This window comes from Noviherbaspirillum phoenicis (assembly GCF_047237965.1).
Classification (GTDB): domain Bacteria; phylum Pseudomonadota; class Gammaproteobacteria; order Burkholderiales; family Burkholderiaceae_D; genus Noviherbaspirillum_A.
The window spans coordinates 2066494-2081433 of record NZ_JBDFLX010000001.1 but is presented as its reverse complement, the minus strand read 5'-3'; the positions used below and the strand labels follow the sequence as shown (position 1 = coordinate 2081433).

At 59.5% G+C, this 14940-nt stretch carries 14 protein-coding genes; 7 read left to right on the top strand and 7 right to left on the bottom strand.

The window, feature by feature from the left end:
- Nucleotides 1-112: 112 nt before the first annotated feature.
- Genes ABC383_RS09510 through ABC383_RS09500 form a run of 3 tightly spaced genes read left to right on the top strand, consistent with a single transcriptional unit; the run spans nucleotide 113 to nucleotide 2783 of the window.
- Nucleotides 113-1111 (top strand): ABC transporter substrate-binding protein, encoded by a 999-nt coding sequence (locus tag ABC383_RS09510; protein ID WP_413016289.1) that lies wholly within the window; start codon nucleotides 113-115, stop codon nucleotides 1109-1111.
- On the top strand, nucleotides 1095-1928 hold the full coding sequence (locus ABC383_RS09505) for an ABC transporter ATP-binding protein (RefSeq protein ID WP_413013437.1): 834 nt from the start codon (nucleotides 1095-1097) through the stop codon (nucleotides 1926-1928). Before ABC383_RS09510 ends, ABC383_RS09505 begins: the two co-directional genes overlap by 17 nt.
- A gap of 3 nt (nucleotides 1929-1931) precedes the next feature.
- Nucleotides 1932-2783 carry an ABC transporter permease gene (locus ABC383_RS09500; RefSeq protein ID WP_413013435.1) on the top strand — a complete coding sequence of 284 codons (852 nt, stop codon included), beginning with the start codon at nucleotides 1932-1934 and terminating at the stop codon, nucleotides 2781-2783.
- Between the two features lie 263 nt (nucleotides 2784-3046).
- On the opposite strand, the gene ABC383_RS09495 is transcribed toward ABC383_RS09500, so the two are convergent.
- A complete protein-coding gene (locus tag ABC383_RS09495; RefSeq protein WP_413013433.1) occupies nucleotides 3047-3202 on the bottom strand; it encodes a hypothetical protein in 156 nt (51 codons plus the stop codon).
- 402 nt (nucleotides 3203-3604) lie between these two features.
- Here ABC383_RS09495 and ABC383_RS09490 point away from each other — a divergent pair, with 402 nt between their 5' ends.
- Both ABC383_RS09490 and ABC383_RS09485 read left to right on the top strand, forming a co-directional pair.
- Complete coding sequence (locus ABC383_RS09490) at nucleotides 3605-4108, top strand: nucleoside deaminase (protein WP_413013431.1); 504 nt, start codon at nucleotides 3605-3607, stop codon at nucleotides 4106-4108.
- Between the two features lie 3 nt (nucleotides 4109-4111).
- Entirely contained in the window at nucleotides 4112-5140 is a 1029-nt protein-coding gene (locus ABC383_RS09485) for a Rieske 2Fe-2S domain-containing protein (RefSeq protein WP_413013429.1), read from the top strand.
- Between the two features lie 161 nt (nucleotides 5141-5301).
- On the opposite strand, the gene ABC383_RS09480 is transcribed toward ABC383_RS09485, so the two are convergent.
- The 5 genes from ABC383_RS09480 to ABC383_RS09460 all read right to left on the bottom strand — a co-directional run bounded on the left by ABC383_RS09480 (nucleotide 5302) and on the right by ABC383_RS09460 (nucleotide 11310).
- A complete protein-coding gene (locus tag ABC383_RS09480; protein ID WP_413013427.1) occupies nucleotides 5302-6051 on the bottom strand; it encodes an ABC transporter ATP-binding protein in 750 nt (249 codons plus the stop codon).
- Nucleotides 6052-6067: 16 nt separating this feature from the next.
- On the bottom strand, nucleotides 6068-7849 hold the full coding sequence (locus ABC383_RS09475) for a branched-chain amino acid ABC transporter ATP-binding protein/permease (protein WP_413013425.1): 1782 nt from the start codon (nucleotides 7847-7849) through the stop codon (nucleotides 6068-6070).
- Nucleotides 7849-8904: a branched-chain amino acid ABC transporter permease gene (locus ABC383_RS09470; RefSeq protein WP_413013423.1), complete on the bottom strand. Its 1056-nt coding sequence runs from the start codon at nucleotides 8902-8904 to the stop codon at nucleotides 7849-7851. Before ABC383_RS09470 ends, ABC383_RS09475 begins: the two co-directional genes overlap by 1 nt.
- A 95-nt stretch (nucleotides 8905-8999) precedes the next feature.
- Nucleotides 9000-10163, bottom strand: a complete 1164-nt coding sequence (locus tag ABC383_RS09465) for an ABC transporter substrate-binding protein (RefSeq protein WP_413013421.1) — start codon at nucleotides 10161-10163, stop codon at nucleotides 9000-9002.
- Between the two features lie 334 nt (nucleotides 10164-10497).
- Nucleotides 10498-11310: a phytanoyl-CoA dioxygenase family protein gene (locus ABC383_RS09460; protein ID WP_413013419.1), complete on the bottom strand. Its 813-nt coding sequence runs from the start codon at nucleotides 11308-11310 to the stop codon at nucleotides 10498-10500.
- Nucleotides 11311-12050: 740 nt separating this feature from the next.
- Between ABC383_RS09460 and ABC383_RS09455 the strand changes: the two genes are divergently transcribed.
- Nucleotides 12051-12530 carry a GNAT family N-acetyltransferase gene (locus ABC383_RS09455; RefSeq protein WP_413013417.1) on the top strand — a complete coding sequence of 160 codons (480 nt, stop codon included), beginning with the start codon at nucleotides 12051-12053 and terminating at the stop codon, nucleotides 12528-12530.
- Nucleotides 12524-13948, top strand: a complete 1425-nt coding sequence (locus ABC383_RS09450) for a DUF4135 domain-containing protein (protein ID WP_413013415.1) — start codon at nucleotides 12524-12526, stop codon at nucleotides 13946-13948. Before ABC383_RS09455 ends, ABC383_RS09450 begins: the two co-directional genes overlap by 7 nt.
- 283 nt (nucleotides 13949-14231) lie before the next feature.
- Here ABC383_RS09450 and ABC383_RS09445 read toward each other — a convergent pair whose 3' ends face one another.
- Nucleotides 14232-14933 (bottom strand): ABC transporter ATP-binding protein, encoded by a 702-nt coding sequence (locus ABC383_RS09445; protein WP_413013413.1) that lies wholly within the window; start codon nucleotides 14931-14933, stop codon nucleotides 14232-14234.
- Nucleotides 14934-14940: the final 7 nt, after the last annotated feature.

Here is a 14940-nt window from a genome sequence, read left to right as displayed (position 1 = left end):
AACCCAAAACAATCCATGGCCGCGATGCCTGGCGCACAGGCGCCGCGAGCCGCACGGGAGACCAGGAGACAGCATGAAAATCCGCTTGAAGAAATTCGCCGCCATGGTCGGCATGACCGCCATCGGCATCCTCGCCACCAGCAGCAGCGCCTGGGCGCAGGCGCTGGAAAAACAGAAGGTGTCGATCGCCGTTGGCGGCAAGAACCTGTTCTATTACCTGCCGCTGACCATTGCCGAGCAGCTCGGCTATTTCAAGGACGAAGGCCTGCAGGTCGAGATCAGCGACTTCGCCGGCGGCGCCAAGGCGCTGCAGGCGCTGGTGGGCGGCAGCGCCGACGTGGTGTCCGGCGCGTTCGAGCACACCATCAACATGCAGGCCAGGAACCAGGTGATCACGGCCTTCGTGCTGCAGGGCAGGGCGCCGCAGATCGTGTTCGGCGTCTCCAGCAAGACCATGCCGAACTACAAGTCCATCGCCGACCTGAAGGGCAAGAAGATCGGCGTGACCGCGCCTGGCTCGTCCACCAACATCGTGGCCAACTTCGTGCTGGCCAAGGGCGGCCTGAAGCCCAGCGACGTTTCCTTCATCGGCGTGGGCACCGCAGCCGGCGCGCTGTCGGCGCTGCGTTCCGGCCAGATCGACGCCATTTCCAACCTCGATCCGGTCGTCACCATGCTGGAGCAGAAGCATGAGATCAAGGTCATCGCCGACACCCGCACCCTGAAGGACACCAATGAGCTGTTCGGCGGACCGATGCCCGCCGCCACCCTCTACACCACCGAAGCCTTCCTGAAAAAGAATCCGAACACCTCGCAGGCGCTGACCAATGCGATGGTGCGTGCGCTGAAGTGGCTGCAGAAGGCCGGGCCGTCCGACATCGTCAAGGTGGTCCCGGAGAGCTACCAGCTGGGCGACCGCGCGCTGTATCTCGAGACCTTCACCAAGGTGCGCGAGGCGCTGTCGCCGGATGGCCGCTTCCCGGAAGCGGGCGCCCAGACCGCGCTGAAGACCCTGCAGGCATTCGAGCCCGAACTCTCGGGCAAGAACATCGACCTGTCCAAGACCTTCACCAACGAGCTGGTGGCCAAAGCGAATGCCAAGGTCAAGTAATCCGGACCTGGCGCCGGCGCTGCTGTTGAACGACATCAGCTGCACCTTCGTTTCGAAGGAAAACCGGGCCCAGCGCTATACCGCGGTGGCCAACACCACGCTGGCCATCGCGCCCGGCGAGTTCGTGTCGGTAGTGGGGCCGACCGGCTGCGGCAAGTCCACGCTGCTCAACGTCGGCGCCGGCCTGCTGCAGCCGTCCTCGGGCGAGGTCAGCGTATTCGGCGAGCCGCTGGACGGCATCAACCGCCGCGCCGGCTACATGTTCCAGGCCGAAGCGCTGATGCCGTGGCGCAGCGCGCTGGAGAACGTGATTGCCGGCCTGCAGTTTCGCGGCATGCCCGATGCCGATGCCCGCGCGCTGGGCGAGCAGTGGCTGGCCAGGGTGGGGCTGCAGGGCTTCGGCGACCGCTATCCGCATCAGCTGTCGGGCGGCATGCGCAAGCGGGTGGCGCTGGCGCAGACCCTGATCCTGGACCCGGACATCATCCTGATGGACGAGCCGTTCTCGGCGCTGGACATCCAGACCCGCCAGCTGATGGAAAACGAAGTGCTGGACCTGTGGAGCGCCCGGCGCAAGGCGGTGCTGTTCATCACCCATGACCTGGACGAGGCGATCGCGATGTCGGACCGGGTGGTGGTGCTGTCGGCCGGCCCGGCCACGCATCCGATCGGCGAATTCATCATCGACCTGCCGCGTCCGCGCGATGTCGCCGAAGTGCGCGCGCATCCGCGCTTCGTCGCGCTGCACAGCCAGATCTGGGCCGTGCTGCGCGACGAGGTACTGAAAGGCTATCAGCAACAGAAGAGGCTGGCGTAGAGCATGTGGAATGTCATCAAACCGAATCACAGGAACATGCGCGTCTGGCAGTTCCTGGTGCTGGTGGCGGTGCTGCTGGTCTGGCACGTCGCCACCCGCAATCCGCAGGCCGCGTTCTTCTTCGGTGAACCGCTGAAGGTGCTGGTCAGGATCTGGCAATGGTTCACGGTGGGCAGCGGCACGCTCGACGTGGGCACCGGCGACAACACCTGGTTCACGCTCCATTTTCCGGCCGAAATCTATCCGCACCTGCTGGTCACCCTGACCGAGACGCTGCTTGCCTTCGTGATCGGCACCGCGCTGGCGCTGGTGGTGGGCCTGTGGCTGGCGCTGTCGCCGGTGGCGTCAGCCATACTCGACCCCTACATCAAGGCGGCCAACTCGATGCCGCGGGTGATCCTGGCGCCCATCTTCGCGATGTGGTTCGGCCTGGGCATCTGGTCCAAGGTGGCGCTGGCGGTGACGCTGGTGTTCTTCATCGTCTTCTTCAACGTCTACCAGGGCGTCAAGGAAGTCAGCCCGGTGGTGCTGGCCAATGCCAGGATGATGGGCGCCAATGCCCGCCAGCTGCTGCGCTCGGTGTACCTGCCTTCAGCCACCTCGTGGGTGTTTTCCAGCCTGCATACCTCGGTCGGCCTGGCCTTCGTCGGCGCCATCGTCGGCGAATACCTGGGCTCGGCGCGCGGCGTCGGTTACCTGATCCTGCAGGCCGAAGGCACCTTCGACATCAACACGGTGTTCGCCGGCATCGTCGTGCTCACCCTGTTTGCGCTGGTGCTGGACGGGCTGGTCGGCGCGATCGAGAAGCGGCTGATGAAGTGGCAGCCGAAATCGGGTGAGACCGAGCGGCTCTAGGAGCCTGCGCGGCAGAAGGGTCGGCGGCTGCAACGCGCGAGAAAACGGTCCAGTTCGGTATCACCACCTGCGCCCAGGGGTCCACCCTGGGCTTGTTGGTACTACCAAACTGGCCTCGTTTTTCGCACGTTTCGCTTCGCCGCCTTCTGCCGCGCAGGCTCCTAGGACGGCGTCCGACGCAATAAAAAAAGCCGCCCTGACTGGCGGCTTTTCCGATTTTCTGCTGGCGGCGGGCTGTGGGCAGCCCGTATCGCGGCTGACGCTTATGCCAGGTAGGCGGCGTAGCTGCAGGACTCGTCCGACTGCGCTTCACGGAAATCGACCATGAACAGCACGGCAAAGATGGCAGCCAGTTTCGCCGGGATTTTTTTCGCTTCTTCAAACGGGACGTACAGGGATGGCAGTGTTGCGGTGGTCATTGCGATTGCTCCTGAAGGTGAATTTTTCTATAGGGCGAAGATAAGGCCGGCCGCACTGGAAAGCCAATTGCGATCTTTGATGTGAGTTATCACGTCAATGAATGCCAGGGGCGCTCCCTTGCTACTTGGTGGTGATAGTGGAGCGCCGGCGGGGCAGGCGTTTGGTCTTTTGTGGTGCGCCAGACACATCAGGCCGCCATTCTTCCTGGTGCCGGCCTCGCTGCAGCCTGCCGCACCAGCGACGGCATCGCACGAAAATTGCTCGACCAGGCCGGCGCGGGCGTATGCGGTCGGCAGCGCCGATCCATTGCCCGCCAAATACCGGTATAGTGCCGCCCGAAACAGCTGGCAGAACCGTCCCGGGCTTTGACCAGGCCCACGGACCATTGATCAGGAAACCGCATGTCTCTATCCAACGCATCCTTCACCGAAACCGACCGCCGCCTGATGCGCGCGGCCCTTGCCGTTGCCGAGCGCGCCAAGGCCGCCGGCCGCCATCCCTTCGGCGCCGTCGTCGCCGACGAGCAGGGCAACATCATTGCCGAAGCCGGCAATAATTCGATGCCGCCGCAGGGCGACCCGACCCAGCATGCCGAGCGCGTGGCCGCGGCGCTTGCGGCGCAGAAGCTGGCGCCGCAAGCGCTGGCCCGCTGCACGCTCTACACCAGCGCCGAACCGTGCGCGATGTGCGCCGGCGCCATCTACTGGTGCAACATTGGCCGCGTGGTATATGCGATGTCCGAGGAAAAGCTGCTGGAACTGACCGGCAGCCATCCGGAAAACCCCACCCTGGCGCTGCCTTGCCGCACCGTGTTCGCCAGCGGCCAGCGGCCGACCGAGGTCGTCGGTCCGCTGCCCGAGATGGAGCAGGAAGCGGCCGCTCCCCATATCGGCTTCTGGGAGTAGGCGATGGAAACCATCGATCCGGTACTGTGGAATGACTGGCATCCGGTTGCCGCCGGCGCCAGCCTGGCCGTTGGCGCGATGCAGCCGGTGCGGCTGCTGGAGCAGGACCTCGTGATCTGGCGCAGCGCTGACGGCGCGGTGCAGGCCTGGGACGACCGCTGCCCGCATCGCGGCGCGCGGCTTTCGCTGGGCTGGGTGAAGGACGACCGACTGGTCTGCGCCTACCACGGCTGGCAGTTCGATCATGCCGGCGCCTGCCGCCTGCAGCCGGCCCATCCGCACGACACGCCGCCGCGCACCGCCTGCGCCACGCGCTTCCAGGCGAAGGAGGCCTACGGCATGGTCTGGGTTTGCCTGGGCGAACCGGCGCGCGCGCTGCCGCCGTTTCCGGAACACGGCAACGACCAGTTGCGGCAGGTGCTGTGCGGGCCTTATCCGGTGCATGCCTGCGGCCCGCGCATCATCGAGAACTTCCTCGACATGGCGCATTTCCCGTTCATTCACACCGGCATCCTGGGCGACCCGCAATTCACCGAAGTACCGGACTACTGGGTCGATCCGTATGACGACGGCCTGGGCGCGCAGGGCATGGAAGGCGTGATCGCCACCGGCTGCCGGGCTTACCAGCCGCAGGCCAACCTGCTGGCCGCCGACGGCGCCATGGTGGAATACACCTACCGCGTGGTGCGTCCGCTCACGGCCATCCTGACCAAGCTGCCGCAGACGCCGGACGGCCTGACCGAAGCCATCAGCCTGCATGTGCAGCCGCTGGACGAGGAGCATGCCCACGCCTGGATCGTGCTGGCCATGCACAACGACAGTTCCAGCGACGACGACCTGCGCGCCTTCCAGGACCGCATTTTCCTGCAGGACCTGCAGATACTGGAATCGCAGCGGCCGAAGCGGGTACCGCTGGAACCGGGCCTGGAAGTGCCGCAGCGGGCCGACCGGCTGTCGGCGGCCTATCGCCGCATGTTGAAGCGCATCGGGCTGCGCTATGGGGTACTGCAGGCCGGGCAGGGCCGGTATTAGGAGCATGTAAGGCAGAAGGGTCGGCGGCTGCAACGCGCGAGAAAACGGTCCAGTTCGGTATCACCACCTGCGCCCAGGGGGCCACCCTGGGCTTGTCGGTACTACCAAACTGGCCTCGTTTTTCGCACGTTTCGCTTCGCCGCCTTCTGCCGCGCAGGCTCCTAGTCCTGCGCCTTGCGCGTCAGGCCCAGGTAGGTGTCGATCACCTTGGGATCATTGGCCAGCTGCTGCGCCGGGCCTTCCAGCGCGATGTCGCCGGTTTCCAGCACATAGGCATGGTCCGCCACCTGCAGCGCCGCGCGGGCATTCTGCTCCACCAGCAGGATCGCCACGCCGGTTTCCTTCAGGCCGACGATGATGTGGAAGATTTCCTTCACGATCAGCGGCGCCAGGCCCAGGCTGGGCTCGTCCAGCATCAGCAGGCGCGGCTTGGCCATCAGCGCGCGGCCCACCGCCAGCATCTGGCGCTCGCCGCCGGACAGGGTGCCGGCTTCCTGCTTGCGCCTTTCCTTCAGGCGCGGAAAGAGGCGGTAGACCTCGTCGAGCTGGTCGTTGTAATGGCTCTCGCGCGCCTTGTAGCGGCGGTAGCTGCCCAGCTGCAGGTTGTCTTCCACCGTCATGCTGGCAAACAGTTCGCGCTTCTCGGGCACCAGGCACATGCCGCGCGCCACCCGCGACTCGATCGCCACGCCGGTCATGTCGTGGCCGTCCAGCATGACCCGGCCGCGGGCCGCGCCGGCGGCGGGCAAGGCGCCGGCGATCGCGTTCAGCATGGTGGACTTGCCGGCGCCGTTGGGACCGATCACGGTGACGATCTGTCCCGCGCCGACCGTCAGGCTGGCGCCATGCAGCGCCTCGACCTTGCCGTATCCCACATGCAGGTCGCTTACTTCAAGAATAGGTGTGCTCATTGTCTTTCCCGCCGCTTCAGTCTATGCCGCCCAGGTAGGCTTCCAGCACCGCCGGGCTCTGCTGCACCTCGGCCGGCAGGCCTTCCGCGATCTTGGTGCCGAATTCCATCACCACCAGGCGGTCGGTCAGGTTCATCACGAAGTCCATGTCATGCTCCACCAGCAGGATGCTCATGCCCTCGGCCTTGAGCTTCTTCAGCAGCTCGGCCAGCGCCTGCTTTTCCTTGTAGCGCAGGCCGGCCGCCGGCTCGTCGAGCAGCAAGAGGGTAGGGTCGCAGCACAGCGCGCGGGCGATTTCCAGGATGCGCTGCTGGCCCAGCGCCAGGCTGCCGGCTTCCTCGTGCATCAGGTGGCCCAGGCCGACCCGTTCCAGCTGGGTCTTCGCCTCGAACAGCAGCGCCTGTTCCTCGGCCCGGTTGGCGCGCACGATGCTGGTGGCGATGCCGGCCACGTCGCCGTGGGTGCCGCGCAGATGGCCGCCGATGGCGACGTTTTCCAGCACGCTCATGGTCGGCATCAGCCGCACATGCTGGAAGGTGCGGGCAATGCCGCGCCGCACGATCTCGCGCGAGGCCAGGCCGTCGATGCGCTGCAGCTGGCCGCCGCTCCTGAAGCGGATCTCGCCGCGCGTTACCGGCAGCACGCCGGTCACCAGGTTGAACATGGTGGACTTGCCGGCGCCGTTGGGCCCGATCAGGCCCATGATCTCGCCGGCCCGCACATTGAACTGCATGTCGTTGACCGCGACCAGGCCGCCGAACTCCTTGCGCGCCTTGTCCACTTCCAGCACGATCTCGCCGCCGGTCTGCTTCGCGCGCATCGGCAGGGCAGGCGCCGACGCCGGCGCCACCACCTGCGGCTTCTGCGGGAAGCGGCGGCGGATGAAGGGCCACAGGCCTTCGCGCGCGCGCTGCAGCAGCAGCACCATCAGGATGCCGAACACGATGACTTCAAAGTTGCCGCTGGCACCCAGCAGCTTGGGCAAGAGCGACTGCAGCTGGTCCTTCAGCACGGTCAGCACCGTCGCGCCCAGGATCGCGCCCCACAGATGGCCGGCGCCGCCCACCACTGCCATGAACAGGTACTCGATGCCCTGGTTCAGGCCGAACGGCGTCGGGTTCACCGCCCGCTGCATGTGGGCATACATCCAGCCCGAGATGCAGGCCAGCAGCGCGGCGATGACGAAGATCACGATCTTCATCCAGGCAGTGTTGACGCCCATCGCCTCGGCCATCACGCCGCCGCCCTTCAGTGCCCGGATCGCGCGGCCGGGACGGGAATTGAGCAGGTTCTGCAGCGCGATCACGGTGGCCAGCACCACGAACCAGATCAGGTAGAACATCGCGCGGCCGCTGCCCAGCGTGATGCCGAACAGCGTGATCGGCGGCACGCCGTTCAGGCCGTCGTACTTGCCGAGGAAGTCCAGATTGCCGAACAGGAAATACAGCGACAGTCCCCAGGCGATGGTGCCCAGCGGCAGGAAGTGGCCGGACAGCCGCATCGTGATGGCGCCGATGAAGAAGGCCGCGCCGGCGGTCACCAGCAGGCCGGCCGCCAGGCCCACCCACGGCGACAGGCCGAACTGGGTGGACAGGTAGGCGGTGGCGTAGGCGCCCAGGCCGACGAAGGCCGCCTGGCCGAAGGAGGTCAGGCCGGCGACGCCGGTCAGCAGCACCAGGCCCAATGCAACGATGGAATACAGGCCAATGTAATTGGCGAGCGTGATCCAGAATTCCGGCGTGGGCAGCAGCGGCAGCGCCGCCATGATCACGGCAAACAGCAGAAAGGACTTGTTCATTATTCTTCCTCCTCCTCGACATGCTTGGAGGTCAGCGAGCGCCACAGCAGCACCGGGATGATCAGGGTGAAGACGATCACTTCCTTCAGCGCGCTGGCCCAGAACGAGGAATAGGATTCCAGCAGGCCCACCATCACCGCGCCGGCGGCGGCGATCGGATAGCTTGCCAGGCCGCCGATGATGGCGCCGACGAAGCCCTTCAGGCCGATCAGGAAGCCGCTGTCGTAATAGACCGTGGTCAGCGGCGCGATCAGCACGCCGCACAGCGCGCCCATGGCGGCGGCCAGCGTGAAGGCCAGGCGGCCGGCCTGGGTGGTGCCGATGCCGACCAGGCGCGCGCCCAAGCGGTTCACCGCGGTGGCGCGCAGCGCCTTGCCCGACAGGGTACGCTCGAAGTAGAGATACAGGCCGACGATGAGCAGGATGGACACCGCGACGATCACCAGGCTCTGGCCGGAAATGGCCAGCGCGCCGACCTCGAGGCGGGCATCGGAAAACGGCGTGGTGCGCGAGCCTTCGGCGCCGAACATCACCAGGCCGAGGCCGATCAGCGCGAAGTGGGTCCCGACCGACACGATCAGGAGCACCAGGGTGCTGGCCTCGGCCAGCGGCTGGAAGGCCAGGCGATACACCATCGGCCCCATCGGGATCACGATGGCCAGCGCCAGCGCCACCTGCGCCAGCATCGGCGCCTGCGCCGCCGCCACCGCGCGGGCGACGAAGAACAGGGCAATCGGGAACACCAGGAATTTGAATGCCGCCACCGGGATGCTGCGCGCCGCGCCATGCCGGCGTTCGGCGTTGCGCAGCGTGCCTACCACCTCATACAGGAAGCAGGCCACGCCCAGCGCCACCAGCAGCGTGGCCGAATGCGGAAAGCGGCTGGACTGCAGCGCGGCCACGGTCAGCGCGCCAAAGGCGACGAACTCGCCCTGCGGAATGAAGATCACGCGCGTGACCGAAAACACCAGCACCAGCGCCAGCGCCAGCAGCGCATAGATCGCGCCGCTGGTAATGCCGTCCTGGGCCAGGATGGCGGCGATTGATAAATCCATGTTTGATTCCCCGGATGGAGGACGTTAAAAAGGCGCGATTATAATCGCGCCCCGGTTTCGGCGACCGCCTGTGGCGTCGCCGTGTTCGCCGTTTCCTACTTGGCGTCGCCGCCCAGCTTCCACTTGCCGTCGACGATCTGCACCATCACGCGCGAGCGCTGGTCGAAGCCGAGGTGGTCGGTCGGGCTCATGTTGAAGATGCCATGGGCGCCGGCGACTTCCTTCGTATTCTCGATGGCGTCGCGCAGGCCCTTGCGGAAGGCCGGCGTGCCCGGCTGGCCGGCCTTGAGCGCGGCCGGCACGGCATTGGCCAGCAGCGCGCCGGCATCCCAGGCATGGCCGCCGAAGGTGGACACGGTGCCTGCGCCATACGCCTTTTCATACGCGGACTTGTAGGCCAGGGCGGATTTTTTCACGGGGTTCGAGTCAGGCAGCTGCTCGGCCACCAGGATCGGGCCGGAAGGCAGCCAGGTGCCTTCGCAGTCCTTGCCGCAGACGCGCAGGAAGTCATTGTTGGCCACACCGTGGGTCTGGTAGATCTTGCCCTTGTAACCGCGCTCCTTCAGGGTTTTCTGCGGCAGCGCGGCCGGCGTGCCGGAGCCGGCGATCAGCACCGCATCCGGATTGGCCGACAGGATCTTCAGGATCTGGCCGGTGACGGAGGTGTCCGGGCGGGCGAAGCGCTCGTTGGCCACCAGCTTGATCTTGCGGGTGTCGGCCAGCTTGGAGATTTCACGGTACCAGCCTTCGCCGTAGGCATCGGAAAAGCCGATGAAGCCCACGGTCTTGACGCCGTTGTCGGCCATGTGCGACAGGATGGCGGTGGTCATGTGGGAATCGTTCTGCGGCGTCTTGAACACCCAGCGCCGCTTGGCGTCCTGCGGCTCGATGATGGAGGCCGACGCGGCCATCGAGATCATCGGCGTCTCGGACTCGGCGGCGACGTCGGTCATGGCCAGCGAGTTGGGCGTGACGGTGGAGCCGATCAGCAGGTCGACCTTGTCCTCGCTGACCAGCTTGCGGGCATTCTTCACCGCGGTGGTCGGGTCGGTGGCGTCGTCGAGCACGATGTATTCGACGGTCTTGCCGGCGATGGTCTTGGGCAGCAGCGAGATGGTGTTCTTTTCCGGAATGCCGAGCGAAGCGGCCGGGCCGGTGGCCGAGACGCTCACGCCGACCTTGATCTGGGCAGCGGCGGTGCCGGCATAGGCCAGGGCGATCAGGGCGGGCAGCAGGGCGGCGGCGAAGGTTTTTTTCATGTTGGGTCTCCGGATTGGGAAAAGCGGTTTGCGGGGTGGTCCCGTCGGTTGTTGGTCGCGTTGATCCTGGGCGGGCTAAAAGGGCGCGGGCGGCATGGCCCGGGCGCCTGGGCCGGATGGCCGGCGGTGCATGCCAGCTGGAACTCCGGGATTTTTGCTCGCCGAACTATAGCATCAAAGAGGGTGGGAAGGTCCCGATTTGCTTGCTATAGGGCATTGGGTGCCCTTGTTAAAAGTGCTGGAGATCTGACCCGATTGTAAGTGTAATGAAAGTTGGCCAGGATCACGCCGCATTAAGGTCTAGGCTGGGACAGCGGTCGTGTTCAGCTAAAGCCTAAATATTGGTGAAAAAGTGCGGGCATTGGGGAATATAGCCAGTTAGGCTTTCGACTGATTGCATACATAAAGTGTCACGTTTTCGCCCCCACTGGGCAATGAGGTTACGGCGAGCTTTTGACGAACGGTTGCCCTCAGCGCCATGGACAATTGTTGGCCCTAGAACAACTAGACTACCCGATGGGCAGAGTAGCGCCTTCCCCATTGCTTCCAACGGCCATTTATGTCGTTGCCAACTTTTAAACCTCGCATTGTCCCAATGCTGACTTCCTGGAATCACTCGGGTTGCACCCTGTCCGCTTTTCATCCCATCCAAGCAAATCATGAGGCGGATTTGGAAGCCATCGCGAGTAGAGCAGTAAGAATTTGGCCAATCACGATGCCATTGGCAACATGCTCCTATTCTTGCTGCACGGCCCGTAAAATTGCTGAAATGGCATATGACTTCTTCGCCCAATATATGCTGAGCTACCGCTATGCAATATGGAGAAAGAATTATATTTCTTAATTCAAAATGATGCATTGCAATGTCTCCGAAAATATAGATCTGCGAAAATGCATCCCGCATTTTGCTTTCTGGGATGCCATTAAGTTGGGCAATTGGAATGTCCTTTTGCCAAAGGACGTATTCGCTCCACTTAACTGGATCCGCATGCGCGGATGCAATCACTTCTTCCAATGCATGTAACACCTTATCTAGCGACGGTATATTCCAGACTTCAGGAATAATCGCAAATCCTTCAAGTAAAAACTGTCTTTTTGCCTCGCGAACTTTTTTTTCAAATTCGGTTGAAAAGTCCGAAATCTTCATAGTCTTGCCTTGTTTGAGGAAGTGCTGAAATATGGATGGTAAAACACAAGTTGATGATCTAAAGAGGCGGCAACAAAATTGGATTTTATAAGAAATTTTTGACTGACAACTGAAAGAGTAAAAAAATATAATGACACTCGCAACGCGCAAAAGCTATTGAAAGATAAGTTGGCGAAGAATTGTTATCGCCATATTGCTTCGTATGTTAAATGATATAGATATGCTCTCATATAAAATTTTCGCCTTTACCCTGAGAGGTGGTTAATATTTTCAGAGGTCATTAATAAATATAGTTTGGCCTCTCGTCGGGATGTTAGTTTTGCGCGTCATTGCGACGCTGTAAAAAGACTGCAATGATTTGCACTAAGCCGAAAAATGTATTTTAAATAAACCAGTTGAAAAGGGAGTTATGAATGAAAGTCCAATTTGGCATTGACAAGACTTACCAAGCTTTGGTTGATGATTCCAATAAGGCAGTTAAGACCAAAAGCTTAGTGAAGACTTTTGAGGTTTATAATGACGTTTCGTATTATAAGACAGGAAATAATGGTTCGGCGGGCGGTAGTACTAAATGCTGTGGCACAGGAACGTGCGACATCGATCACTGATCTTTGTTATCAATGAAAAATACTGCACACAAAGTGTGCAGTATTTTTTTAATTAACCGACTATTTTATTTGGACTTTCTATAACAATGATATGTTTTGGTTATTTTATGGAATTCGAAAGAGATATTCAATATGAATACAGCGATAATTTATACTGCTTGTGATGAATTCGTAACCTTTAAAGAGGTGGCTGATCTTTATGAAAGTGTTGGATTCGGATCTTCAGAATTCTATCTTAATGATATTGAATTCAAGTCTGCTTTTTTTGCGCATGGTAGTTACCGATGCTTCGCCTTTGGTCAAAATAAAGTCCTCATTGGCATGGCTCGAGTGTTTAGCGATAACAAAATATGCTCATGGATAGCTGAATTGTGCGTGCATCCTGAGTGGCGCAACCACGGCGTAGGAAATGGACTCCTGGATATGGTGCTAGAAAGATCTGGGCACACCGCCATTTATGTGGAAGCCCTTTCCGGAGTAGAGGGTTTTTATTCCAAGCGCGGTATAAGCCCTAAAAAAAGGTTGGTGGCATGCAGTCGTGCGGGAAGACCAAACCATGCCTCGCCGGATTCAATAGACTTAACTAAAAAAATGCCGGGTGCAAAATGTTAGACGAGCTTGCAGAGAAAATAATTGCAGGCTTTTTGAATGATTGTAATAAATTTCATAAAATAAATAAACAGAGTCTTAAAAATATTGTCAAGGCTGATTTATTTGAAATCTTGCAGCCAACGCTGAGCACTCTTCAGTTTCATCATTCTGATAAAAGTGGTCCACATTCTTTCTCCTCTGTTTCAAAGAATTTAATAAAAATTGCGGAAGAACGTCTTGGTCGAGTGATTGAGGCGGTAGAGGCGGCCGTTGACGCTTCTTTATACTACGGCAACCACACCTTATGGAATCACGAAGGAAAAGTTTTTGATTTAAATGCGCTGTCAGGTGATTCTCATAGAGAAGGGTTTCGACCTTTTCTGCTGACAGGGCCTGGGTTGAAGCCGACAGTCATAAAGTTTGCCGATCCTCGCCCTTATCAGTTTTTGGCTGAAATTCTGAAAAGATTGTCTGAAGCATTATCTGTTGATTTAAATCCTCCGGCATGCTTCGCAGCGCCAGATAATCAATGGTATTGCGTCGATTATGTTGCCGAAAATGATCACCATAGGCCTTGTGATCCTTCACTATTGATGTTTGGTATGGGAGTGTTAACCTCGGTCGCCTTTTGTCTCGGCTTTGTCGATCTTCATCTTGAGAACATAATTGTAAAAGATAATAAACCAATAATTATCGATCCGGAATGTATTTTTTATTGTTTCTCTGATGGTGAGTCCGTTTCTGAGCGGTTGTTAAATACAGGGTTTTTGAGTCATAACGTACATTTATCCGCATTGAGAGGCGGGATTTCATCAGCCGTTCCGTTATATGACTTCAGCATGTGCGTTGACGAGGACGGATTTTTGCGTTACAAAAAGCCCGTTAGTAGTCACAGAAATAAAGTGAAATTGGCTGATGGATCGTATGCTGATCCCTGTAACTATAGAAATGAAATCTTAGCGGGTTACCACGCGGGATATAGATGGTTCGTCGAAAATGCCGATCAACTAAGCGAATTTATTATCGAAAACGTCCCAGATGATTTTCGTGTTCGCTTTTTAGCTAGAAAAACTCGACACTATGCGTCTGTTATATATATGTTAAACCTTCCTATTGAAGAAGATTATAATTTGTGGATGGAGTACGTTCTGAAACGCTTCCGAAATTCAGGATTTTTTCCAGAATCTATTTCTGAGAAATTAATAAATGCTGAAATAGGAGACATAAAAAGACGTGACATCCCCTATTTTTGGACGAGGGCTGGTGAAAATGGTATCGTTACGCATCAATCGGGTGTCGTGCATCACCTTAATTTAAAAGGAACTGTTAGAAGTCGTGCAATTAACCATCTCCAGATGCTACGTGATCTGAATTTTGATGAGCATATACGAACAATAAATAATTTCTTAGATATTGATATTTCATTAGTGGGCGCCTAACTGCATCTTGCATTTTAATATTGCAGCTTCTTTTATAATCAAGAACGACGGCGATTCGAAAATCAACAATAAAAATTCGATAAGGGCAGTTTCTGTTTGAATTTTTGCTTTGTAACAAAAATTGCCTGAATCATTGTATTTTGATTGCTTAACCCGTTTGAAGTATCTGCCAGCGTCGTCAATTTGTTAGCTTGCTATCGGGCCACTCTGGAGAGTAAAGCCGACGTCCGAGTCGTCCTCTCCAGCTATCTAGTAGAGCGCGCACTTTTATTCCATCGCACACCTACACTCCCAGGTACCGCGTCAGCGCCTCATGATCCTGCGCCAGCCCGGCCGACTCGCCGGCCAGCACGATGCGTCCCTTTTCCATCACCACCGCCAGGTCCGTGTTGGCCAACACCATCCGGTAATTGCGGTCCACGATCAGCGTGCTGATGCCTGTTTCGCGGATCTGCCCGATCACGCGCCAGATTTCCTGCACGATCAGGGGCGCCAGGCCTTCGGTGGCTTCGTCAAGAATCATCAGGGTCGGGTTGGTCATCAGCGCGCGGCCGATGGAGAGCATCTGCTGCTCGCCGCCGGAGAGCTGGCCGCCGCCGTTCTCCAGCCGCTCGGTCAGACGTGGGAACAGCGACAGCACCCGGTCGTAGGTCCATGCGTTGCCGCCATCCACGCCGGGGCGCGCGCTCATGATCAGGTTTTCCTTCACCGACAGGTTGGGAAAGATGCCGCGGCCTTCCGGCACATAGCCCATGCCCAGCCGCGCCATTTTCTCCGGCGGCCAGCCGGTGACGTCACGGCCGTTCCACACCACCTTGCCGCCGGCCATGGGCACATAGCCCATCAGCGAGCGGATCAGCGTGGTCTTGCCCATGCCGTTGCGGCCCAGGAGGCCCACGGCCTTCCCGGCCGGGATGTGCAGGTCCACGCCCTGCAGGATGTGGCTGTCGCCGTAGTAGGTGTTGATTCCGGTGAGATCTAGCATGGCGATA